Origin of the sequence: Marinobacter sp. NSM (assembly GCF_052380025.1) — a bacterium.
GTDB lineage: Bacteria > Pseudomonadota > Gammaproteobacteria > Pseudomonadales > Oleiphilaceae > Marinobacter.
This window is the reverse complement of record NZ_JBQTCK010000002.1, coordinates 438,896-460,694: the sequence shown is the minus strand read 5'-3', so window position 1 is coordinate 460,694 and position 21,799 is coordinate 438,896. Positions and strand designations below refer to the sequence as shown.

Here is a 21,799-nt window from a genome sequence, read left to right as displayed (position 1 = left end):
TCAGAAGTCAGTGGTGAGTTTGAGGTAAGCGGTTCTGGGCTCTCCGCGGAAGGCAATGCCCTCGCCAAAGCCACCAGTGTAGTACTCCCGATCGAACACGTTCTTCAGACCGGCCTGCACCGTCACGTTACTGTCGGCGTAACGGAAGCGGTACTGGGCGTTGGCATCCACGGTGGCGTATCCCGGCATGGTGTTCTGGTTCTGTACGCTGGTGAATCGTTCACCCTTGGCGAACAGGCCGGCACCGATTGTCAGGCCTCGGACACCCTGGTCAAAGACCTGGTAGTTGAGCCAGATACTTCCGGAATGACGTGGTGTGCTCGGCAGACGGTTGCCCTCGGTACCATCTGTCGCATCTGAGACCTGGTTCTTCAGATAGGCATAGCCGGCGATGATATCCAATTGCTCTGTCAGAGAGCCATTCAACTCAAATTCCATGCCGCTGGTCTCTGCCTCGCCAATCTGAATGGTGCTATTCGGATCGTTGGGGTCCGGCTGAGGGATATTTTCCTGAACAATCTTGAAAACACTGGCGGTGGCATAAAGACGGCCATTCATGAACCCCTGCTTCACACCTGCTTCCCACTGCTCGGCCTCGGTTGGGTCGGCAGGATTAGCGGGGTCGAAGCTCAGGGGCTGTTCGAACGAAGTGGAATAGCTACCGTAGAGTGATGTGGTGGGGGTGACTTTGAAAAGGATGCCGGCTCTCGGGCTCACTTTGTCGGCCTGCTCCACAAACAGGAAGGGGTCCGCGTCTTCATAGGTATACTCTATGTCGGTGTATCGGGCGCCAGCGATCAGTTTCACCCTGTCCTGAATCCAGGCTTCTGCCTGTACGTATGCTCCCCAAGATTCGGTAGTCTGATTGGATTCTGGGAAGAACGTCAATCGAGGGTCATTTAATGAAGGTAGGGCACTTGAGTTATCGGGGTCCAGGACATTCACACGATCGAAATTGGCAATATTGGCTCGCCCCGGGCCGGCGTCTTTCACCGTTGTCTCGCGGATGTCCGCGCCAGCGAGGAAACGCCACTCGACGTTCTCAGTCAGCACCTCATGGATCAGGTTTGTCTCGAACTGCTTGTCTTCCGAGTCGAACACGCGGAGGCTGTAGCTGCGCCGCACAGTGTCATCACCCGCTACCTGCTGTCCCGGGCCGCCGAATGGGCGAAGGGCGCGAGAATCGTGTTCATTGAGATGCCATGTCAATGCGGCATCTACTTTGGTCAAGTCCGAGAGCGCATACTCGGCACGTACCTCTGCAGAATAATCTTTTGTCTCTTTGCTAGAGTCTTTAGAGCCCAGGAATGCACTGTAGTCAATGCGGTCGTCGGGCCGGTTGTTGCGAGTAGGTACACCGAATTCGAAGGTTTCATCGTTGCTGAGGTACGTGAGATCGAGGTCTACCCGCAGCCGTTCGTCTTCGGTTAAGTAGGACAAAGAGGGTGCAAAGAAAACCTGTTGTCGATCATTGTCGCTGACAAATGAATCGCCATCCTCGCCGGAGGCGATGAATCGGTACAGTAAGGACCGATCATCGTTAAGTGGGCCTGTGAGGTCAATGCTGCCATCGAAGCTATGGCCGCTACTGCCTGTCACTTTTGAGCTGCTAACTGACACCGATCTTGCCGCCTCAGCCTGGGGACGTTTGGTCTGCACATTGACGAACCCCCCGGGGGAAAGGTCACCATAAAGTACGGAGAATGGGCCTTTAAGCACCTCCACTGAGGAGATGTTGGCTGTGCTCATGGGGCCGGTCGAGCGGCGCTGAACACCGTTTACTCGAATCAGGGCGGATTCAAAACCGCGGATACTGACTTCTTCCTGCACTGACACATTCGCCGGGTTGGGGCCTACCCCGATGCCAGGCACGTTGCGCAGAGCCTCGGTGACAGTGGTTGCGTTTTGGTCTCTTATTGCTCGTTCTGTAACAACCGACACGGTGCCGGGCACATCGACGAGCTGCTCCTGGGTTTTTGTTGCGGATGAAACAAGGCTGGCTCTGTAATCGTCGGTCGTGGAGGTCCGCCAGCCGCTGACCATTATTGGTGCCAGGGTCTCTGTACCCTCGCCTTCAACATCGTTACTCCGAGTGATTGTGATACTGTCAGACCCGGTGACGCGGTAGCTCAGGCCGGTACCGGACAGTAGCTGGTTCAGAGCCTGGGCTGTGGGCATTGCTCCCCTCACGCCGCTTGTTTGCTTGCCGTCCGTCAGAGTACTGTCTGCTGATAGCAGTATGTTTGCCTGATCCGCAAATCTCCCGAGTGCGGTGCTTAATGGGCCTGCGGGGATGCTAAAGTCGACCTGCTGAGTTAGTTCCTGAGTTGTTTTAGCTTCTTGAGCTATTGCTGATGGGGAAAATGTTGCCGCGGGTGCTGCCAGAGTTGCAGCGATCGCCAGGGCCATATGGTGGCGCTTGAATGAGTTCAAGGTGTTCTCTCCTTTGTTGCAAATACAAATTCATAGCATTTGCATTTCATGCCCCGGCGCATGGAAAAAGGGGAACTTTTCTATGAGAAAGGATGTCTGGTCCGAGCAGGTACATTCTGAATTCCGGTCCATCGAATTACGTCAACCGGAAAACCTGATAAATGTTAGAAAGTTTCGTAAATTCCCGCCATTTCATCGTCCTGTAACCGAAGATCAGGCATTTTTAGTCCGTTCTTATACTAAGATCGTAACCAAAGTTTGGTAAAAAATGCTATCTTAGTAGGTCTATCAAAAGTTCCGAATCAGTCATCGGCATAACCAGCCGTTCACAAGACGCCTGACCGTGCCATGACCGTCCTGAACCCACCCATTTGCCTGAGGACGAAAATGACAACATCCAAAGCCAAGATTGTCTACACACTGACCGATGAGGCCCCCGCCCTCGCCACCCGGTCACTGCTTCCCATCCTGGAAACCTTCGCCAAGCCGGCTGGCATCGACTTTGAAACCAGCGACATCTCTCTCGCGGCGCGTATTCTGGCAGGCTTCCCGGACTACCTTGAAGAAAACCAGCGCGTTCCGGATGCCCTGGCTGAATTGGGTGAGTACACCAAGGATCCGGACGCCAACATCATCAAGCTTCCGAACATCTCCGCCTCCATTCCCCAGCTTCGTGCCGCCATCAAAGAGCTGAACGAGCAGGGCTACAAGGTTCCGGAGTACAAAGAACACCCGGAAACCGACGAAGAGAAAGAAATCCACGCCCGTTACTCCAAAGTACTGGGCAGTGCTGTTAACCCGGTACTGCGTGAAGGTAACTCCGATCGCCGTGCGCCGGCTGCGGTAAAAGCCTTTGCCCGCAAGTTCCCCCATAGTATGGGTGAGTGGAGCCCGGCGTCCCGTACACACGTAGCGCACATGCGCGGTGGTGACTTCTACTCCAGTGAGCAATCGGTCACCCTGGACAAGGCCACCAACGCCCGCATCGTGTTTGAGAACAAACAGGGCAAACAGACGGTGCTGAAGTCCGACCTGCCGCTGCAGGAAGGCGAAGTGCTGGACGGCATGTTCATGAGCAAGAAGGCCCTGGTGAAGTTCTTCGAAGACGCCATTGCCGACTGCGAGAAAACCGGCGTGATGTTCTCCCTGCACGTTAAAGCTACCATGATGAAAATCTCCCACCCGATCGTGTTCGGTCACGCGGTGAAGGTTTTCTACAAGGAGCTGTTCGACAAATACGGCGACCTGTTCAAGGAAATCGGCGTTAACCCGAATAACGGCCTGTCTTCCGTCATCGAGAAGATCAAGCAGCTGCCGGAGTCCAAGCAGGAGCAGATCCAGGAAGACCTGCACGCGTGCTACGAGCACCGCCCGGAAATTGCCATGGTGGACTCCGTTAAAGGCATCACCAACCTGCACGTACCGAGCGACGTGATTGTTGATGCCTCCATGCCGGCGATGATCCGCAACTCCGGCAAGATGTGGGCCCGTGATGGCAAGCTCAAGGACACCAAGGCGGTTATGCCGGAGTCCACCTACGCCACCATCTATCAGGAAGTGATCAACTTCTGTAAGACCCACGGCGCGTTTGACCCCACCACCATGGGTACCGTACCGAACGTGGGCCTGATGGCGCAGAAAGCTGAGGAGTACGGCTCTCACGACAAGACCTTCGAAATGAAGGAAGACGGCATTGTGCGCGTGGTGGCCGAAGACGGCACCGTACTGACCGAGCACAAGGTTGAGGAAGGCGATATCTGGCGTGCCTGCCAGACCAAAGACCTGCCGATCCGTGATTGGGTCAAGCTGGCCGTCAACCGTGCCCGCTCCAGCGGCACGCCGGCGGTGTTCTGGCTGGACGATGAGCGCGCCCACGATGCCCAGCTGATCAAGAAGGTTGAAAAGTACCTGGCCGAGCTGGTCACCGATGGTCTGGAAATCCACATCAAGTCGCCGGTTCGCGCCATCCGCTGGACCATGGAACGCCTGATTCGTGGTCTGGACACCATCTCGGTAACCGGCAACGTGCTGCGGGACTACCTGACCGACCTGTTCCCGATTCTGGAACTGGGCACCAGTGCCAAGATGCTGTCCATCGTACCGTTGCTGAACGGTGGTGGTCTGTACGAAACCGGCGCCGGCGGCTCTGCGCCCAAGCATGTACAGCAGCTGATTCAGGAAAACCACCTGCGCTGGGATTCCCTGGGTGAGTTCCTGGCCACGGCGGTGTCTCTGGATGAACTGGGTGAGAAACAGGACAACCAGCGTGCCCGCCTGCTGGGCCAGACCCTGGACAAAGCCACCGAGCGCCTGCTGGAAAACAACCAGTCTCCGTCTCGTGTCACCGGTGAGCTGGACAATCGGGGTTCCCACTTCCACCTGGCCCGTTACTGGGCGGAGGAGCTGTCAAAACAGGATGATGATAAGGAGCTGAAAGAGTTCTGTGCCAAGCTCTCCAAGCAGCTGGAAGAGAACAAGGACAAGATCCTGGAAGAAATGACCGTGGTGCAGGGCCACCCGGCCGATATCGGTGGTTACTACCACCCGCCCATGGAGAAGGTGTGTGAGGTGATGCAGCCAAGCGCGACCTTCAACAAGATCCTGGCCGATGCACGGGACTCCGTGAAGTAAGGCCAGCGGTTCTGCCAGCCGGAGCCTGCTCCGGCCGTGACCGACAAAAACCGGGCTGCCCATGGTTGCCCGGTTTTTTTTGTGCTTGCTACCAGGGTCAGTCCTGCTGCAGCGGCACTAACAGGCCATTGGTCAGGCGTGCCAGGTCGTCTGGCGCCAGCTCAATCTCGAGGCCACGTTTGCCAGCGCTGACGAACACCGTCGGGAAGTGATGGGCGGTGCTGTCGATAAACGTTCGGAGCCGTTTTTTCTGGCCCAGAGGGCTGACACCGCCCAGAACATAACCGGTGGTTTTCTGGACCAGCTGTTTGTCCGCCATGGCGGCTTTCTTTGCCCCGGCTGCCCTTGCGATCTGCTTGAGGCCCAGCATGGCGGTCACCGGCACAATGCCGACCGCCAGTTCCTTGTCATCCAGGCTCACCACGAGAGTCTTGAATACGCGCTCCGGCGCCACGCCCATTTTCGCCGCGGCTTCACCACCGTAACTCTCGGCCGCCGGGTCGTGGTCGTACTCATGTATGGTGTAGTTCACTTTGGCCTTCTTGGCCGCAAGAATTCCAGGGGTCATGCCGGGTCCCGTAATGATCGATGGTCGGCGGAATTAAAGCATGCACTGCCGGCGACGTCATCCCTCTGGCACCACCGGCCAGTAACCGGAAATCTGCCCCAGTCTGGCATCGAAAACGGCGAGATCGCCGAACTGCAAAAACACAGACTCGCTCTGCTGCGGCCTCAGGAATACCCAGTCGTCTTCCTGCAGTGGCACCCCGGCGGCCAGGTTAAGCATCTCCTGATTACTGGAGCGTCCGAACACCGGATTGGTTGTCAGCCCCGCCGGTGACACTGGCCGAGCCTTCCAGTTGCCCCCGTAAATGAAGACCGCCCTGGCCCGGTTGGGGTTCCAGAATCGCTGCAGTCGGCCAAGGCCCGGTGTGCCGGGAATCCGGTTGGCTTCCTGCAGTTTCAGCACCGGCGTGGCAATGAAAGCCGCAGGCTGGTGGCCCGCCAGGGAGGCCAGGTCGAAATCCGTGGGCATCACCAGGCCGGAGCCGGCCGCCAGTTCGTTGGCGGAAACACTGTTGGCCCGGCCCCGATATAACTGGTACGTGGTGGAGCCTCCGGTGTTGAAGGTAAGCCCTGCCAGGTCACGCCCCAGGGTGTTCCGGGCCAGTGAAACATACCGGTTGTAACGGGCCATGGCCTTTTGCCACAACCAGTCCGTTGGCCCCGGTGCTTTCACGATATGGGGTTCATAACCCATAAAACCGCTGAAGCTCAGCCAGCGGGATTGCTCTATGTCCAACAGCGCCCGGGATAGCAGCTGATCATCGTTGAAACCACCCCGGTGCAGGCCGATATCCAGTTCCAGGTTCACCCGCATAGGCTCGTTCCGTTGCCGGGCCAGTTGCTCGTATTGCGCCAACCGGCGTGGAGAGTCGATCAGCCATTGCAGTTGCTGTCGGGGCTGGAAGTCGTTCTGGTCAGCCGGGTGCCGATCATAGAAACGGGCAGCCGCCGCGACCGGTAACGGTTTGCCCAGCAGAATGTCGGCGTCAGGGATGGATCTGGCAATCTGGTTGAGGAAAGGCTGGTGAAACAGCATCAGCCGCCGGGTGCCGGTGTTGGCCATTACGTGCTCCAGCAAGGGCACCGAAGGCAGGGATTTCACCACAATCCGGTAGTCGAAGTCGTCGCCAAGGTGTTGTAGCAACAGCTGAATGTTGTGGTCCAGGCGTTGCTGGTCAATCACCAGGGTGGGTGTGGCCAGCCCGCTGGCATCCAGCGCTCGGGACAGGGCGCGGAAGTAGTCTGAGTGGCCATCGCAAATAGCTGGGGGCCGGAGCCATGCGGCTGTACCCAGGCCGCCGGCCGCCACCCCGGCCAGAATGAGTTTGCGCCTTTGCTGACGGAACGCGTCGCTGTGAGCCATGGTGGGTTATCCGTGGGAGATGTTGTCGTTAAAAAGGCCGGCCAGGTAAGGGTTCAGGAAACGGCCGTTCGGGTCGAGACTTTCCCTTACGTCACAGAACGCCTGCCATTTCGGGTACAGCGTCCGGAATTCAGCGGCGCTAAGCGTGTTCAGCTTGCCCCAGTGAGGCCTGCCACCATACCGGCGGAATATCGGCTCCACTGCGGCAAAGAGCGGCTGGTAGTCGTCCTCGAAAAACCGGTGGACGGCGATGGATACCGAATCCCGCCGATAGAATGGGCTGAGCCAGGCATCATCGGCTTGTACAAAACGTACCTCGAAGGGAAAGAACACCTCCGGAAAACGGTTTTCAACCAGATCCACCACCTCCCGGAAGGCCTTTAGCCAGTTTTCCCTGGGCAGGTGGTACTCCATCTCATTGAAGCGCACATTGCGGTCACTGGTGTAGTTCTGCCAGGACGGCGCCACCTTCTGCTCCCGGGCCAGGGTGCGCATGTAACCCCCGAGAATCAATCGCCGCAGCCTGGGGGACCAGGCCAGGTAGTCGCGGGCTTTCTGCAAATCTCGCGCGCCGTCGTTCTGGTCCAGTGCCGGGGTTGCCGAGTGGGGTTCGTCCGTAAGGTCGTGGGTGCTGGTGAACCCCATACCGGAGAACGGGATGTAATAAAACTCATGGTTGCGATGGCGGTCCGCGAGGGTATCCGCCGTTGCCAGAATGTCTTCCAGGGCCAGCCATTCGGTGGTTTTCCGGAGCCGGTACGGGCGGGTATTCTGCAGGGTAACGTCAGTCACAATGCCCAGGCAGCCCAGCCCCACCCTGGCTGCCTGGAACAGGTCCGGATGCCGGTCCTGGCTGCACTCGATCATCTCGCCATTGGCGGTGACCAGTGTCAGCGCCGTCACGTAGCCAGACAAGCACATCAGCTTGCTACCAGTGCCATGGGTTGCAGTGGCCAGAAGCCCCGCCAGGGATTGCTGGTCTATATCGGGCATGTTGAACAGGGCCTGGTCAATCGCATCCAGAGGTTGGCCCAGTTGCCCGAGCAGGGTGCCGGCGGCCACCTTGGCCTGGCACCGGCTGTCATCATGCTCCAGAACGCCGCTCAGGCGAGCCATGGACACCAGAATGCCGTCGGTGGGTACCAGGGCGGAGAACGAATGGCCAGACCCAACGGGGCGAACGGGCAGGTGTCGATGGCCTGGAGCGGCAAGGAGTTCCTGCAGCTCGGCGACGCTCCGGGGGGCAACACGCATGGCAGGAACCGACTGCTGGGAACCAGACCAGTTGCGCCAGGGCAAAGGGGACTTGCTGCCCCCGGCGTTGCTTTGTGCCTGTGCCGGCGCCTGCTGTGTTGCCTCCAGCGACAGGGAATGCCCGGCGATGGCGGTACTGACCAGCAATTGCAGAAAATGCCGTCGTTCCATATGACACCTACCTCAGGTTTCTGCCGGCCGCGCCATGAATTCGATGAGCGCCTGAAATTCTGCGGTGTCGCAGTCCATGCACAAGCCGTAGGGCGGCATACCACCCATGCCCGCCACCACGTTGTCCACCAGCCGGTGCATGCCTTTCTTCAGGCGGCTGTTCCAGGCTTCGCCGTCACCAGTCAGGGGGGCATCCGAAGTGCCCCGGCTGTGACAGGCCATGCAGGAGCGCTGATAGATGCCGGAAAGTTCAGGGTCTTGAGGACGGGCCGTTTCGGCATAGTCCCGGATGGCCTGTTCAGAGGGGCCGGAGGGTGAACAACCGGCAATGATCAAGGCAAGGCTGGTATTGACCAGCAGCCTGGCGTGAATAGGGTGCAGAGGGTGTTGAATCATTGTTTTTGCCCAAAACGAAACTATGTGTCACGTTTAGTTTTGTGGAAATGCCTGGAAAATGCAACCTTGCCTCGACTGAACGTGTGAAACTGTCTACTTTTCCTATAGGAAAGCCTCCAAGGCAAAAGGAAGAATATGCAGCCTGAACAACCAGAGCGAGGGAAAGAAACCGGCTGGAGTAGCAGTCAAAGCCCTATGCGCCGAGCCCTGTCGGCCACCCTTGTGTACCTGGTGGCAGGTATCATCTGGATTACGTTTTCCGACCGGATGGTGGAGATCTGGTTTGCGGATCCCCGGTCCCTGTCAGCCATTCAAACCTGGAAAGGGTTTCTGTTTGTCGTGGTCACCGCGCTGGTGTTATTCACCGTTATGCTGCGCTTGCTCAGCAAGGATCGTTTGTTGCTGTCGCTCCAGCTGGACCAGCGGCGGGCGCTGCGCCAGAGGGAGCAGCAACTGCGGGTATTGATGGATAACCTCCCGGGCATGGCCTATCGTTGCCGGAACGACGACAGCTGGACCATGTTGTTCGTGTCTGGCGGGTGTGAGCCGCTGACCGGTTATCTGCCCGACGACCTGATCAACAACAAGCTCGTCAGCTATGCCAGCCTGATGGACCCGGATGCAATCGAACAGGTGTCTGAAGAGGTCGCCATTGCGATGCGCAAAGGCCGGACTTTTTCCCTGGAGTACGCCATTACCCGCAAAGACGGCCGTAAGGTGTGGGTCTGGGAGCGTGGCTGCGGTGTCGAGCACGACGACGGCAGTGTTTTCCTGGAGGGGATAGTGCTGGATATCTCCGACCGCAAACAGCTGGAAACCGAACTGGAGGAGATGGCCACCCGGGATCCTCTGACCGGCCTGCTCAATCGGCGGGAGTTCTCCAGGGTGCTGGAGGAGGAGTTGGAGCGCGCCCGCCGCTATGAACGCCCGATGGCGCTGTTGTGGATTGATTTTGATCACTTCAAGGACATCAATGACAGCTGGGGCCACGTCGCCGGTGATACCGTGCTCTGTGCGGTGAGTGAGATCCTCACCGACCGGGTAAGAAGTGTCGATTCGGTCGGTCGGTTTGGTGGCGAGGAATTCGTTATTGTGCTGCCTGAAATGGATGTGGAGGGTGCCCGGGATACCGCCGAGCGTTTGCGCCAGCGGGTAGGTAACGCGCCTATACCGCTGGAGTCTGGCCACTCGGTGCCATTAACCATCAGCGTGGGTGTTGCGGTATATCCTGTTCATGGTCATACAGTGGACACACTTTGCCGTGCAGCGGACAAGGCGATGTATCAGGCCAAAATGCAGGGTCGCAACTGTGTGGCCATGGCGCAGCCGATCGAGCCGGTTCATAATGAAACCCGATAAAGGCTGAAATTTCGGCCCCAGCAAGTGTCCCGGGAGGGGCCAGTTCTCAATAACGATAAAAGGCGTCCGTTATGCATTCACTCGCCCGCCGTGCCCTGCACACCTGCGATATTCCGGAAGACCTGACCTCGGTCACGTTCCGCAATCGTGACACCGAACACCCGGATCGGGTTGGTTTACCGCAGGACGCCGTGGAATCAGTTTGGCGCAGTGTGGAGGGCTTGTACCGGACCGGTGTGCACCCGGGAATCCAGCTGTCGCTTCGTTACCGGGGCGAGCAGGTGCTGCATGGCGCCATGGGCCATACCCGGGGCAACGGTCCCCATGATCCCGCCGCTCTGCCCAGGCTGCCGATGACCACGGAGACCCCGATCTGCTATTTCTCCGCCTCCAAGGCGGTGACGGCGCTGTTGATGCACATGCTCGCAGAGCAGGGCCTGGTTAACCTGATGGACCCGGTTTCCTACTATTGCCCGGAGTTTGCCAAGAACGGAAAGCGCACCATCACCGTGCACCAGATCCTCTCGCACCGGGGCGGTATTCCGGCGATTCCCCGTGAGACCCCCATAGACGTGCTCTGGGAGCGTGACGAAATCTGGCGCCTGCTGTGCGCTGCCAAACCGGTCGAGGTGGACGGCGCGAAGGTGGCTTACCATGCTATTACCGGTGGTTTTGTGTTGCAGCGGGTGTTGGAGAAGGTTACTGGCGATACCATCGAAAATTACCTGGACCGGTATCTGCGCAAACCCATGGGTATGAAGTGGTTCACTTACGGAATCGCTCCGGAGAAGCTGCACGAACTGGCTACCAATTATGCAACCGGCCCGACCCCGATGTTCCCGCTGTCGTGGATCGTCAGCCGGGCCCTGGGCGGCGACATTCGCACGGTGGAGAAAGTCACCAACGACCCGCGCTTCCAAGAGGCAGTTATACCCGCCGGTAATCTCTGTGGCACCGCGGAGGAAATGGGCCGGTTCTTCCAGATGATGCTCAATGGCGGGGTCTGGAATGGTCAGCGAATTTGCAGTGAATTAACCGTCCGCCGTGCCATCCATCAGTTCGGTTCATTGCAGATAGACCGCACCATGATGATCCCCATGCGCTTCAGCGCTGGCATGATGCTGGGCGGTAACCCGGTAGGACTCTGGGGGCAGCAGAGCCGTTATGCCTTTGGCCATGTAGGTCTGATCAACAAGTTGTGTTGGGCGGACCCGGCCCGGGATATTTCCGTGAGCCTGCTCAACACCGGGTTTCCGATAGTGGGTCATCATTTACCGGCCCTGGCCAGATTTGTCTATACTGTGTGCAGGCAGTTCCCGGTGTTGCCGGAAAACAAGCGAAGGCTGGTGGCTGCCTGAGTCAGTAAAAGTGAAACCTTGTTCATTCTAATTGCACTTTGTCTGACAGTTCTGCAAAATCGGCATTCTGAAACGGATTATTCACCAGACTCAAAGGATGAGGCACCATGGAAAAGCCGGAACTCCCCCCGCCTGAACTTCAGCGCGTCAAGCTGGACCAGCACGACAGCGTACGCAGCCATGTGCAACAGCAGGTCTGCGACGAGGTCCAGCGCCTTGAGCGCCGTATCGAAACCCTTCGCCTGACCAAAGCCCCCCATGCGGCCATCATGATCTCCACCTACGAGCGTATGATCAGCCGGAAGAAAGGCTTTCTGCAGAACTGGGATCTGTGAGCCTATTTGCGGGTTGAGGCCGACGCCGCGCTCCAGTTGGCGATGGCCAGATCTTCGCTCTGGTTGACGCAGTTTTTGGGATTCTGCTTCGTTGCGTCGTCCTCTTCTGCACTGTCGTCCGGTACGCGGGCAGGCTCGCCATCCGAGGTGTAGATATGCACGGTATCCATGGCGTAGTTGATCTCCACCCGCAGGCAGTCTGGCGTCGTGTTATCGGCACCGTAACGGCTCAGGTCTATGACCGTCTGCTCGGTATTCTTGATGAACAGTGTGTCGAGTTGGGCGTCGGTTACAAAGGTTTGGCGTAGCTCGACGCCCCCGTGATTCCGGCTGACGTAGTCGGCGGTGGCGTATTCTGGCTGGTTGTAGCCATCGGCAACGAACTGCAAGGCGTCAAAGCGGGAACCGGCCAGCACACTCAGCAGCTCCGGCTGCTCTTCCCTGACGTCATCGGTGACGCTCCGGGCCACATACTGAATGGTCCGATAGACCTTTTCGGTAAGCTCACTGCCTTCGGGGCCCTCGGGCAGATATCGCCAATCGAGGGTCTGGTAGTTCCATTCGTAGTCGTTCAGGGGCTGGAGACTGAAGGACGCTGCCTGGTCGGTAAACCGGATACGGGCGCCGGCACTGCGGGTGTTGTAGTTGCCGGCCTGGGACAGTGCGATACGATCCCGGATATAGCGCCGGCCTTCATCAAAGTTGGTAATACCGCCCACGCTGATCACCTGGTTCATCAGGTCCAGCGGGTTACGCACCCGGGTATAGTCCTGGCCAGTGTCGTCTGGCTGTGCTCCGATAAAGATATCGATATGCCGCCGGACTTCTTCCACCGTAGCCAGATGGTCTTCGTTGTCGGCGTCATCGCCAGTGGGTTGTATGCCCTGGTAGAAATCGCTGAACCGGGTGAAGCTGAGGGTATCCGGTGCCTGCTCGGTGTTGGTCAGGTCAAAGGTTGAGAACACCAGGTCAACATTGGTTGCCGGGTTGAACGCGGAGGAACCGGTGCTTTCCATCCGACACCCCGACAGGGTAAGGACGGACAGGGAAACAGCAACAAAAAGGCAGGAATGTCTCATTTCAGGTGGCCCCGGGGTGCGAAAAAACGGGTGAAAGGCTAAAGTGACTTGTGCTGACAATAAACGATAAAGCACGCAGCTACCCGCGCGGAGATCACATTTTGCAGCAACGGTTTTCCGAAACGCTCAACCGGGTGCTCGTCGCCCTGTTGATGCTGGTTGTTGTTTCCCTGCCATCTCTGGTGCAGGCGAAAAGCGCCTGTCCTGCCGGGGCGGTGGTGCTGGATAGTACGACCAGCAGTGTGCGTAATCTCGATGGCTGTATCTGGTATCTGGAAGATGCCGGTCATGAACTGGTCATTGACGACATCCTGGCCATGCCGAAGGAGCAGTTCAGCCTGCACCGGGGGGGCGTGCTTAATTTCGGTTACACCGACTCGGCCTACTGGACCCGTTTTGATCTGACCACCCGCGGCAGCCAGGTTGCCAGCAACTGGATACTCGAGCTGGCGCTGCCACTGGTGGATGAAGTCTGGCTGTATGTGGTGCGTGACGGTCGGGTGGTTGAGCAGCGCCGTGCGGGCTACCTCGACAACTGGGACGACCGGGATCTGGCCGTGCCCAACCCGACCTTCCGCCTGCAGTTGGTGCCCGATGCCACCACCACCGTGTATCTGCGAACCACCACCACCAATACCTTCAGGTTGCCGGTAACACTCTGGCACCCGGACAGTTACATTGAGAAAGTGTCCATCGATGAAGCGGTCAGGGGGGTGCTGTTGGGAGCCATCCTTGCCATCCTCGCCTATAACCTGTTTGTTGCTGTGTCGGTCCGGGAACGAAGTAACATCTATTATGTGCTGTACCTGATTTGCGCGGCGGTGTTTATTGCCACCGAACAGGTGCACGGGGTTCAGTTGCTGGACAACCGGCCACCGATTCTGGACAAGGCCTATCTGCATTTTCAGATCATCCTGACCTGGTTCTTCGGGTTGCTGATGGCTCGTTCGCTGCTCGAGACCCAACAGCGTTCCCTGGACCTGGACCAGGTTATCCGCCTGTGTCTGTATTCGGTGGCGGCCACCTTCGTGTTGTCGTTCTTCATGCCCTACTCGGTGGCTATGGAATGGATTGTGGTGGGGTCCATTCTGTTGAGCCTGATCCTGATTGTGGTCAGTTACCTGTCGTGGCGCTATTACAACCCGGCGGCCCGGTCCTACTTCTTTGCCTGGACCATGGCGCTGATCGGTTTTGGGATCTATGCGCTGACGGTCATGGGGTATCTGCCCCTGAACACCTTCACTACCTATGCACCCCAGTTTGGGTTAGTGGCCCAGATCATTCTGTTTTCCTTTGCCCTTGCCGATCGCATCAAGCAGGTTCAGGGCGAAGCGCTGGCCTGGAACCAAAGGGCACTGGCCAATCTCCAGCGCTACCAGTCGCTGTTTGATAATGCCATTGAAGGGGTGTTCCAGATGTCGCCAGACCGCCGCTTTGTCACCGCCAATCCGGCGATGGCCGAGTTGTTGGGGTACAGCAGCAGCCGCGAATTGCTACAGGACAACCCGGACGTTCTGGAAACCTGCATCGCCGATGACCGGCTGCGGCGCCTGGTGGTAGAGCAACTGGAAGTCCGGGGCATGGTCAAGGGTATTGAGGCCCGCTATTTCACCCGCAGTGGTGTTGAACGTTGGGCCACCATCTCGTTGCATACGGCCTACGATCTGGATGGCGAGCCCCTGCACCTTGAAGGTACCTGCATTGATGCGACCGAGAGTCGCCAGCGCCAGCGAATCGAGCGGGAGCGTGAGCAGGAGCGCCTGGAGAAAGAGTTGGCCCGACACTCAGCCCAGGCCAAGAGCCAGTTTTTGGCCAACATGAGCCATGAAATCCGGACACCGCTGGCGGCCATTATCGGGTATGGCGAAACCCTGCTGGCCCCAGACCTTGATGAGCGGGAGAAACGCAGCAGCGCCGAGACCGTCGTACGCAGTGGCCGGCATCTGCTGGAGTTGATCAACGACATCCTTGACCACTCGAAGATCGATGCCAACAAGCTCGATGTCGATGTGGTACCGGTCATGCTGCCGGATTTGCTGGATGAGATTCGCGCCTTTTTCGAACCCCGGGCCCGGGAAAAGGGCCTGGAATTCACCATTATCTGCGACTTTCCCCTGCCCGAGCAGATTCTGACCGACCCAACCCGGTTTCGGCAGATCATCATTAACCTGTGTGGAAATGCGCTTAAATTCACCGAAAAAGGCACAATTTCTCTGATTTTGCGCTGTGACCGAAAAGCCGAAACCCTCTGTGCCCGGGTTGTGGACACCGGCATTGGCATGAAGCCGGAGCAACTGGAGCGGCTGTTTGATCCCTTCGCCCAGGGCAGCACGGCTATCTCCCGGCAATATGGCGGAACGGGGTTGGGACTCAGCATTTCCCGCCGGCTGGCCGAGTTGCTTGGCGGCAGTATCCGGGTATCCAGTACCTACGGTGAGGGCAGTGAGTTTGACGTCTGCATTCGCACCGGCGACCTTGCCGACGTTCATTTTCTGCGTGACGCCTCGGAGTTGAACCAGCGCCGACGGGGTATCGCCACGGTGTTGGCCCCCAGGCTCAAGGGCCGGATTCTGTGTGCTGAAGATAACGACGTGAATCGGCGCCTGGTATCCATGCTGGTAGACAGAACCGGTGCCGAACTGGTGCACGTCAGTAACGGGGCCGAAGCGCTGGAATTGGCTAGCCGGGAGCGTTTTGACCTGATTCTGATGGACATCCAGATGCCGGTGATGAACGGCCGGGATGCCACCCAGGCATTGAGAGAAGCCGGGGTAAATACCCCAATCATCGCCCTGACAGCCAACGTAATGACGGAAGACATTGCCGAGTACCGGCTGGCGGGCTGTAATGAGCATCTGGCCAAGCCCATCGACAAACAACGCTTCTACGAGGTGCTGGCGCGGTACCTGACGGTTTGCCCTGAAGACTATCAGGGCGATACTCGCCAGTACTCGGGTAAGGTGCTGGTTGCCGAAGACAACGACGACAATCGTTTACTGGTTGAGAGGATGTTGCGGCGCTTTGGTGTTGAGCCAGTTCCGGTCGCCAGTGGCGATCTGGCCGTCCGGCTTGCGCTGGCCGACACCGTGCATCTGGTCCTGATGGATCGCCATATGCCGGAAATGGACGGTGTAGCCGCCACCCGCCTGCTGCGCCAGGCCGGGTTCCGCCGCCCGATCATTGCCTTCACGGCCGGGGATCAGACAGAGAACGATGCTCTGCTGGCGGCGGGCTGTGATGGGGTGCTGAACAAACCGATCGACCAGTCGCATTTGCAGGCCATTCTGGAACGGTACCTGGTGGCGTCACCGGCCTCAGCGGTCACTTCCGATGATCTGGCACACCTGGTGCCCCGTTTTCTGGGCGGGCTTGAGGGTCGGCGGGAACGCATGCGTTTGGCATTCCGGGCCAGGGATGCGAGCGCACTGCAGATGGAAAGCCACCAGATCAAAGGCACGGCCGGTGCCATGGGCTACCCCTTGATGACGCGCCAGGCGACCAGCCTGGAAAACCGATTGAGGGAAAATCCGCCGGATTGGGCGCGAATCGGCAAGGAGCTGAGAACTCTGGACGAGATGATTGAACGGGCGCTGCAGGGAGCGCCAGATGAGCGGGAAACAACACAGGAACAGGCCAATGACTGAAAACCGACAGCAACAGGAACAGTATTCCCTCAGCATGATGTATGGTACTTACGCCGACGTTCTGTTCGTGCTGTTTCCGTTTCTGGTGATTGCCATGCAGCGGTTGTGGGATGGCAATCTTTACCAGACGCTGATGCGCCCGGACCTGAGCATCGCGGCAGCGATACTGGCGGGTCTGGCCATTGGCAAATTTGTGCTTGGCCTGGTGACCAATCGAGAGCTTGGGCGTTACAAAGAGCGTATTGTGTTCTTTATTGCCTTGACGTTGTTGGTGGTGCTGGGCCCGGCGATTATCCTGATACTGAGTATCACAGCCAACGCAAAGGTCCCGGGATTTGTGGCGTTTGTGCAGCCGGTCTTGTTGATTGTGGCCATTTCGCTCTACACCACGGCGGTGAGTATCGCCAATATTCTGGTGCGTACCAACCAGGGGCAGTCAGGGGCGGAGGTGTCTGAAGCCACGTCGCAGTCGAAAGATGGTCGTCCCCGGCCCGCGCCCCTGGATTTGCCCAGACGAACCGGCAACGATGGCTACTGATCGGTGCGGATAATACAGGAGACAAGGGATGACGGATCTGAGAATACTGGTAGTGGAAGATGAGCCCGTGATGCGGGAACGGCTCGCGGAAATGCTCTACAAGGCGGGCGCCACACAAGTGGCTGAATGCCCCGATGCGGCCTCGGCCCGGGCGGCTTTCGATGCCAGCGAGTACCATATTGTTCTGCTGGATCTGGGTTTGCCAGATGGGGATGGCCATGAGCTAATGACGCGGTTCAAGCAGATTCGGGAGGATCAGCATATCGTGCTGGTCACCGCCGATGACTCCATTGAGAGCATTCAGCGGGCAATCAGTGCCGGCGCCAATGGCTATGTGGTCAAGCCCTACTCCCAGGAAAAAATTCACGATGTGGTGAATAACTACGCCATCGTGCATGGCGGCGATATGGCGATGATGCAGGGGCTGAACCGGCGCCACTGACCGGTTCAGCGCATCGTCAATGCAATCAGGCGACCTGGCGGGCAATCCAGGAGTTATAACGGGTGGCCAGGGCACGCACGTAACGCGCTTCGGATCCATCCAGATTGCTCAGAACCCCTTTGAAAATCCAGCCTCGTTCATACAGGCCCAGCACCCGCTGTTCGTCATCCAGATTGACACGCTGATTCAGTTTCTTGCAAATCGCATCCAGCAGCGGCAGCTTTTCCGGGCGCTTGATCGGAGCCTGACGATTGCTGATCGGCTGATTGGCTGCACGGGTTGTCGGATGTCTTCTCATGATGTTCTCCTTGTCGTTCTGCGGCTGCAAAAACAAAAAACCCCGGGGCCTGAGGCAACCGGGGTTTGGCAGAGAAGCTGCCCCGGTCGCCGCAATGGCTCCCGGGACTGACCGAAAGCCGTTAGATGTCTTTCACCATGGCACGCACAGACTGCCCCTGACGGCAACCGGTGGCGGAGTAAGCGGTGGTCTTGGTAATCATCCTGGTCATATCAGCTCTTTGGATTCGGTTCACTTACCAGTGTATAGGCAATTGGCCGGTTTGCAATAGCCCCGGTGATTCGGCAAACCCGTACAGACGTGGCGAAGGCCGATCAGGATAATTCGCAGCGTCACGTGTTTTACGTTGTGCAATCCGCGGTATCTCCGTATCAGGTATCGAATGGATCTCTCCTTTCTACGCAGCCGAATTGGCTGCGTTTTTTTTGCCCGGAGATTGGCTGGCCAGAGTGGTTTCGGTTAGTTCGTAGCCGGTAGTCCGTACAGCCTCTTGAGGTCATTTTTGCGATAATTCGTACGCTAACTTAATGCCCTGAATTATCTGAAACCCAGAGGTTGAAACCGAAGAAAATGCCCGACGAACCCGGATCTGCCCGTAACAAATTCCGTTCCGATTTCATGGTTGAGCTTGCGTTGATTGTCGCTGTGGCCGTTTATCTGATGATGGCCCAGGGGCAGGCAGTTGGAGAAAATCTGTCGTTCACCGTGGTGGGTGCGGCTCTGATGGCCCTGGCCACCTACTGGACGCTTCACACCGTCCGTGACGGCCTGGAAGTTATTGCACTGCGGCTTCGCCCTGGCAAATAACCCGCTCCCAGGTTTTGTGCAGGATCAGCGCGTCGTTGGCGGCTCGGTGAACCGGAAGTCCCAGGTCGGCAATGACTTGCTGGCGGGTGCCCGACCACTGCCGCACCTGGGCCGGGTTCAGCAGCATGGACACCGATTCCAGCTGGAACTCCGGGGTTTCGCCGGCGGCCCGGAACAGCCGGTGCAGCCAGAAGCTGTCAAACGTCCAAGCGTCGCAGAAGATCTGCTCCGGCAACAGCCTGTTCAGCGCCCGGGCCACTTCCCCTACCGGTGTGCCTTCTTGCTCCAGCCGTGCACGGGAAATGCCGTGTATGGTTTCCGCGCTCTCAGACCAGTCCTGCCAAAGCACGTGCGGCCGAATCAGCCAGCTGTGCAAGCTGCCATCGGGCATGCACACGCCAACTTCGATCGGATAACTTGCGATCAGATCGAGACTGGATGCTTCGAAGTCGATGAATGCCGGGCTGCTGTCTGAGTTCATTGAATCGTTGCTGGCTGTTTGTCGTTTTCCATCGAGTTTACCCCTGATCTTCCCATGACGCGAACCCAAGCGGCTCTGGCGCTGTTACAATATAGCCATGGTTTGTAAAAGCCCAATGACAAATCCCCTTCTATTCCTGGTGAATACCCCATGACTGACACCGTTGTCGTTATCTATTCCGGGGGCATGGACTCCTTTACCCTGCTCCATCTTGCCCGGGCCCGTGGCTATAAAGTGCATGCACTGTCGTTTAATTACGGTCAGCGCCATGTACGGGAGTTGGAGGCGGCCGCTGCGGTGTGTCAGGCGGAGGCGATTCCCCACAAGGTGATTGATATCCGCGCCATGAGTGAGGTGATGGCGGGGTCCTCACTGACCTCAGACATTGCCGTGCCGGAGGGGCACTATCAGGAAGACAGCATGAAGTCGACGGTGGTACCCAACCGCAACATGATCCTGCTGTCGCTGGCCACCGGCTATGCCGTCACGGCCGGTGCACAGGCGGTCTGGTTTGGTGCCCATGGCGGCGATCATGCTATTTACCCGGACTGCCGGCCGGAATTTATCGGAAAAATGGATGCGGTGTGCCGGGTGGCCAATTACCAGCCGGTGGCGGTTGAGGCACCTTTTATGGCGCTGGACAAGGGCGAGATTCTGGGCGAGGGGTTGAAGCTGGGCCTGGACTACAGCCAGACCTGGACCTGTTACAACGGCCGGGAGCTGTCCTGCGGCCGCTGCGGTTCCTGCGTTGAACGCCTCGAGGCGTTTGCCGCTCATGGCCTGAAAGACCCCCTGGCTTATGAGAGTCACGCCTGATGTACCGGGTAAAGGAAGCGTTTTACACCCTGCAGGGGGAAGGTGCCCAGGCGGGCCGGGCAGCGGTATTCTGCCGGTTCAGTAAATGCAATCTGTGGACCGGACGGGAGAAGGATCGGGCGGCGGCTGTCTGTCACTTCTGCGATACCGATTTTGTCGGTACCGACGGCCAGAATGGCGGGCGTTTCGAGACTGCCGTGGAGCTGGCTGAACATATTCGTAAGCTTTGGCCCGACGCCCCGGGCCGGCCCTACGTGGTCTGCACCGGTGGGGAACCCCTGCTGCAGTTGGACAAACCATTGATTGATGCCTTCCACGCGGCGGGTTTCGAGGTGGGGGTGGAAACCAACGGTACCCTGCCGGCGCCGGAGGGAATCGACTGGCTGTGTGTCAGCCCGAAGGCCGACGCCGAGGTGGTTATTACCCAATGTGATGAGCTGAAACTGGTGTATCCCCAGCCTCTGGCCCAGCCGGAACGGTTTTTGGGAATTCGGGCCAGGCACTATTTCCTGTCACCAATGGCCTCGCCGTCTGTACCGGATCAGGGGGATGACCCGGTCAAACGCAGCAACACCCAAAAAGCCACCGAGTATTGCCTCGCGCATCCGCGATGGCGCCTGACCCTGCAAATGCACAAGATTCTGGGCATTGACTGACAGACTGCCCGGGTGAACCCCGCAGGCACTCTCCGGTTATTCTTCAGGCCGTTCGGCGCAGGGCCGTTTCACGGGTGCGGAAATGGCTGGGGCTCAGGCCGGTCCAACGCTTGAAGGCCCGGGTAAAGTTGGCTGCATCGGCATAGCCAAGAGCATCCGCAATCTGGCTCAGGTTCATGCCGGTGTTCTCCAGAAGTTCCTTGGCCCGTTCAAGGCGAACCTGATCCACCAGTTGCTGGAAGCTGGCCTCTTCTTCCTGAAGGCGGCGTTTCAGGGTGCGCTCGGACACAAACAGAGTAGCGGCTACCCGCGCCAGTTTTGGAGGAAACGGATGACTGGTCTCGATGACCCGTCGAACCCGGCAGGCAAAGCCGGCATCTTCCTTCAATTGTTTGAGGGCTTCTTCGCATTGCGCCCGTGAACTGGCGGCAAGCTGGTCGTCGCTGAATCGCACCGGCAGGCAAAGCTGGCTGACGGGCACGATAAGCGCGTTCTCGGTTGCGCCATACTCCACCGGCACCCCGATACGATTGCGAAAGCGGTGGAAGTGGTTGGGCTCTGGCCCGCGCCGAAGCACCCGTGTGCCGGGTACCAGGGTGCCGGTCAACTGAGCGCCCATGGTTACGCAGCCAAACAGAACCGCATCCAGCACAAATCCCTGCAGTGGCCCCAGTTCGATGTCGCAGGTCACGTTGTACCAGGCGTTCTGCCCGGATACCCGTTTCTGAACTTTCAGGTGGGGCGCTCGCAGCGTCAGGTAGCGGGTCATCAGCTCCAGTGCCTCTTCCAGGGTTCGGCTGCTCATGACCGCCGTTCCCAGGGCGCCGTGCAGGGGGAGCTTGAGCTCCCGGGCGAGCATGATGCCAAGGCCCGGCTCACCACTCTCAATAATGGCGCGGGTGACAAACTCGCTGGCCTGGGCCTGGCTGACTCTTACTTCCGTTGAGTTCAGGCGGGTGGGGTCAAGACCGACCCGAAGAATGAGATCCCTTTCGTCCACTCCAATGGTATGCAGCAATTCGGCCAGGGTATGCAGGTAGATGGCCGGCATGCCCAGATCCTGTGCAGTAGAAACTGAGACGCGCATGGGTTTCCTCGTCAGCGACTGTTCTTGTTATGTAAGGGTGTTCAGTATTGCTGATTATGACCGTTTGCCCGGGCCAGCCCCATG

Annotated in this window: 19 protein-coding genes; 10 read left to right on the top strand and 9 right to left on the bottom strand. The window is 58.4% G+C overall.

Features of this window, described 5'->3' with window-relative positions; translation table 11 throughout:
• Positions 1–2,409 carry a TonB-dependent siderophore receptor gene (locus tag ACTZWX_RS06195; RefSeq protein ID WP_444713423.1) on the bottom strand — a complete coding sequence of 803 codons (2,409 nt, stop codon included), beginning with the start codon at positions 2,407–2,409 and terminating at the stop codon, positions 1–3.
• 411 nt (positions 2,410–2,820) lie between these two features.
• Here ACTZWX_RS06195 and ACTZWX_RS06190 point away from each other — a divergent pair, with 411 nt between their 5' ends.
• Complete coding sequence (locus tag ACTZWX_RS06190) at positions 2,821–5,064, top strand: NADP-dependent isocitrate dehydrogenase (RefSeq protein ID WP_444713184.1); 2,244 nt, start codon at positions 2,821–2,823, stop codon at positions 5,062–5,064.
• Between the two features lie 97 nt (positions 5,065–5,161).
• On the opposite strand, the gene ybaK is transcribed toward ACTZWX_RS06190, so the two are convergent.
• From ybaK to ACTZWX_RS06170, 4 genes are read right to left on the bottom strand one after another with little or no spacing between them, the layout of a single operon-like run.
• On the bottom strand, positions 5,162–5,632 hold the full coding sequence (gene ybaK, locus ACTZWX_RS06185) for a Cys-tRNA(Pro) deacylase (RefSeq protein WP_072675800.1): 471 nt from the start codon (positions 5,630–5,632) through the stop codon (positions 5,162–5,164).
• Between the two features lie 57 nt (positions 5,633–5,689).
• Entirely contained in the window at positions 5,690–6,994 is a 1,305-nt protein-coding gene (locus ACTZWX_RS06180) for a DSD1 family PLP-dependent enzyme (RefSeq protein ID WP_444713183.1), read from the bottom strand.
• 6 nt (positions 6,995–7,000) lie between these two features.
• The gene (locus ACTZWX_RS06175) at positions 7,001–8,419 is read right to left on the bottom strand and encodes a D-arabinono-1,4-lactone oxidase (RefSeq protein ID WP_444713182.1); all 1,419 of its coding nucleotides are present in this window, start codon (positions 8,417–8,419) and stop codon (positions 7,001–7,003) included.
• 12 nt (positions 8,420–8,431) lie between these two features.
• A complete protein-coding gene (locus ACTZWX_RS06170) occupies positions 8,432–8,815 on the bottom strand; it encodes a c-type cytochrome (RefSeq protein ID WP_444713181.1) in 384 nt (127 codons plus the stop codon).
• Between the two features lie 135 nt (positions 8,816–8,950).
• On the opposite strand from ACTZWX_RS06170, the gene ACTZWX_RS06165 reads away from it, so the two are divergent.
• The 3 genes from ACTZWX_RS06165 to ACTZWX_RS06155 all read left to right on the top strand — a co-directional run bounded on the left by ACTZWX_RS06165 (position 8,951) and on the right by ACTZWX_RS06155 (position 11,867).
• Positions 8,951–10,174, top strand: coding sequence for a diguanylate cyclase (locus tag ACTZWX_RS06165; RefSeq protein WP_444713180.1), 1,224 nt, complete (start codon positions 8,951–8,953; stop codon positions 10,172–10,174).
• 71 nt (positions 10,175–10,245) lie between these two features.
• Positions 10,246–11,532: a serine hydrolase domain-containing protein gene (locus ACTZWX_RS06160; protein WP_230713238.1), complete on the top strand. Its 1,287-nt coding sequence runs from the start codon at positions 10,246–10,248 to the stop codon at positions 11,530–11,532.
• Positions 11,533–11,639: 107 nt separating this feature from the next.
• Positions 11,640–11,867 carry a hypothetical protein gene (locus ACTZWX_RS06155; protein ID WP_444713179.1) on the top strand — a complete coding sequence of 76 codons (228 nt, stop codon included), beginning with the start codon at positions 11,640–11,642 and terminating at the stop codon, positions 11,865–11,867.
• Between the two features lie 2 nt (positions 11,868–11,869).
• On the opposite strand, the gene ACTZWX_RS06150 is transcribed toward ACTZWX_RS06155, so the two are convergent.
• Positions 11,870–12,883 carry a hypothetical protein gene (locus ACTZWX_RS06150; RefSeq protein WP_444713178.1) on the bottom strand — a complete coding sequence of 338 codons (1,014 nt, stop codon included), beginning with the start codon at positions 12,881–12,883 and terminating at the stop codon, positions 11,870–11,872.
• A 164-nt stretch (positions 12,884–13,047) separates the two neighbouring features.
• Between ACTZWX_RS06150 and ACTZWX_RS06145 the strand changes: the two genes are divergently transcribed.
• From ACTZWX_RS06145 to ACTZWX_RS06135, 3 genes are read left to right on the top strand one after another with little or no spacing between them, the layout of a single operon-like run.
• Entirely contained in the window at positions 13,048–16,590 is a 3,543-nt protein-coding gene (locus ACTZWX_RS06145) for a 7TM diverse intracellular signaling domain-containing protein (RefSeq protein WP_444713177.1), read from the top strand.
• Positions 16,583–17,128: a hypothetical protein gene (locus ACTZWX_RS06140; protein ID WP_444713176.1), complete on the top strand. Its 546-nt coding sequence runs from the start codon at positions 16,583–16,585 to the stop codon at positions 17,126–17,128. Before ACTZWX_RS06145 ends, ACTZWX_RS06140 begins: the two co-directional genes overlap by 8 nt.
• A 28-nt stretch (positions 17,129–17,156) precedes the next feature.
• Positions 17,157–17,570, top strand: a complete 414-nt coding sequence (locus ACTZWX_RS06135; protein WP_058092895.1) for a response regulator — start codon at positions 17,157–17,159, stop codon at positions 17,568–17,570.
• 25 nt (positions 17,571–17,595) lie between these two features.
• On the opposite strand, the gene ACTZWX_RS06130 is transcribed toward ACTZWX_RS06135, so the two are convergent.
• Positions 17,596–17,868 (bottom strand): hypothetical protein, encoded by a 273-nt coding sequence (locus ACTZWX_RS06130; protein WP_058092894.1) that lies wholly within the window; start codon positions 17,866–17,868, stop codon positions 17,596–17,598.
• A 570-nt stretch (positions 17,869–18,438) separates the two neighbouring features.
• Here ACTZWX_RS06130 and ACTZWX_RS06125 point away from each other — a divergent pair.
• Positions 18,439–18,675, top strand: a complete 237-nt coding sequence (locus ACTZWX_RS06125; protein ID WP_058092893.1) for a hypothetical protein — start codon at positions 18,439–18,441, stop codon at positions 18,673–18,675.
• On the opposite strand, the gene ACTZWX_RS06120 is transcribed toward ACTZWX_RS06125, so the two are convergent.
• A complete protein-coding gene (locus ACTZWX_RS06120; RefSeq protein WP_072675793.1) occupies positions 18,644–19,156 on the bottom strand; it encodes a 3'-5' exonuclease in 513 nt (170 codons plus the stop codon). The genes ACTZWX_RS06125 and ACTZWX_RS06120 overlap by 32 nt on opposite strands.
• Positions 19,157–19,306: 150 nt before the next feature.
• Between ACTZWX_RS06120 and queC the strand changes: the two genes are divergently transcribed.
• Together queC and queE are read left to right on the top strand one after the other, a co-directional pair.
• Positions 19,307–19,972, top strand: a complete 666-nt coding sequence (gene queC, locus ACTZWX_RS06115) for a 7-cyano-7-deazaguanine synthase QueC (RefSeq protein ID WP_444713175.1) — start codon at positions 19,307–19,309, stop codon at positions 19,970–19,972.
• Complete coding sequence (gene queE / locus ACTZWX_RS06110; protein WP_444713174.1) at positions 19,972–20,628, top strand: 7-carboxy-7-deazaguanine synthase; 657 nt, start codon at positions 19,972–19,974, stop codon at positions 20,626–20,628. Before queC ends, queE begins: the two co-directional genes overlap by 1 nt.
• A 43-nt stretch (positions 20,629–20,671) precedes the next feature.
• On the opposite strand, the gene ACTZWX_RS06105 is transcribed toward queE, so the two are convergent.
• A complete protein-coding gene (locus tag ACTZWX_RS06105) occupies positions 20,672–21,715 on the bottom strand; it encodes an AraC family transcriptional regulator (RefSeq protein WP_061331343.1) in 1,044 nt (347 codons plus the stop codon).
• Positions 21,716–21,799: the final 84 nt, after the last annotated feature.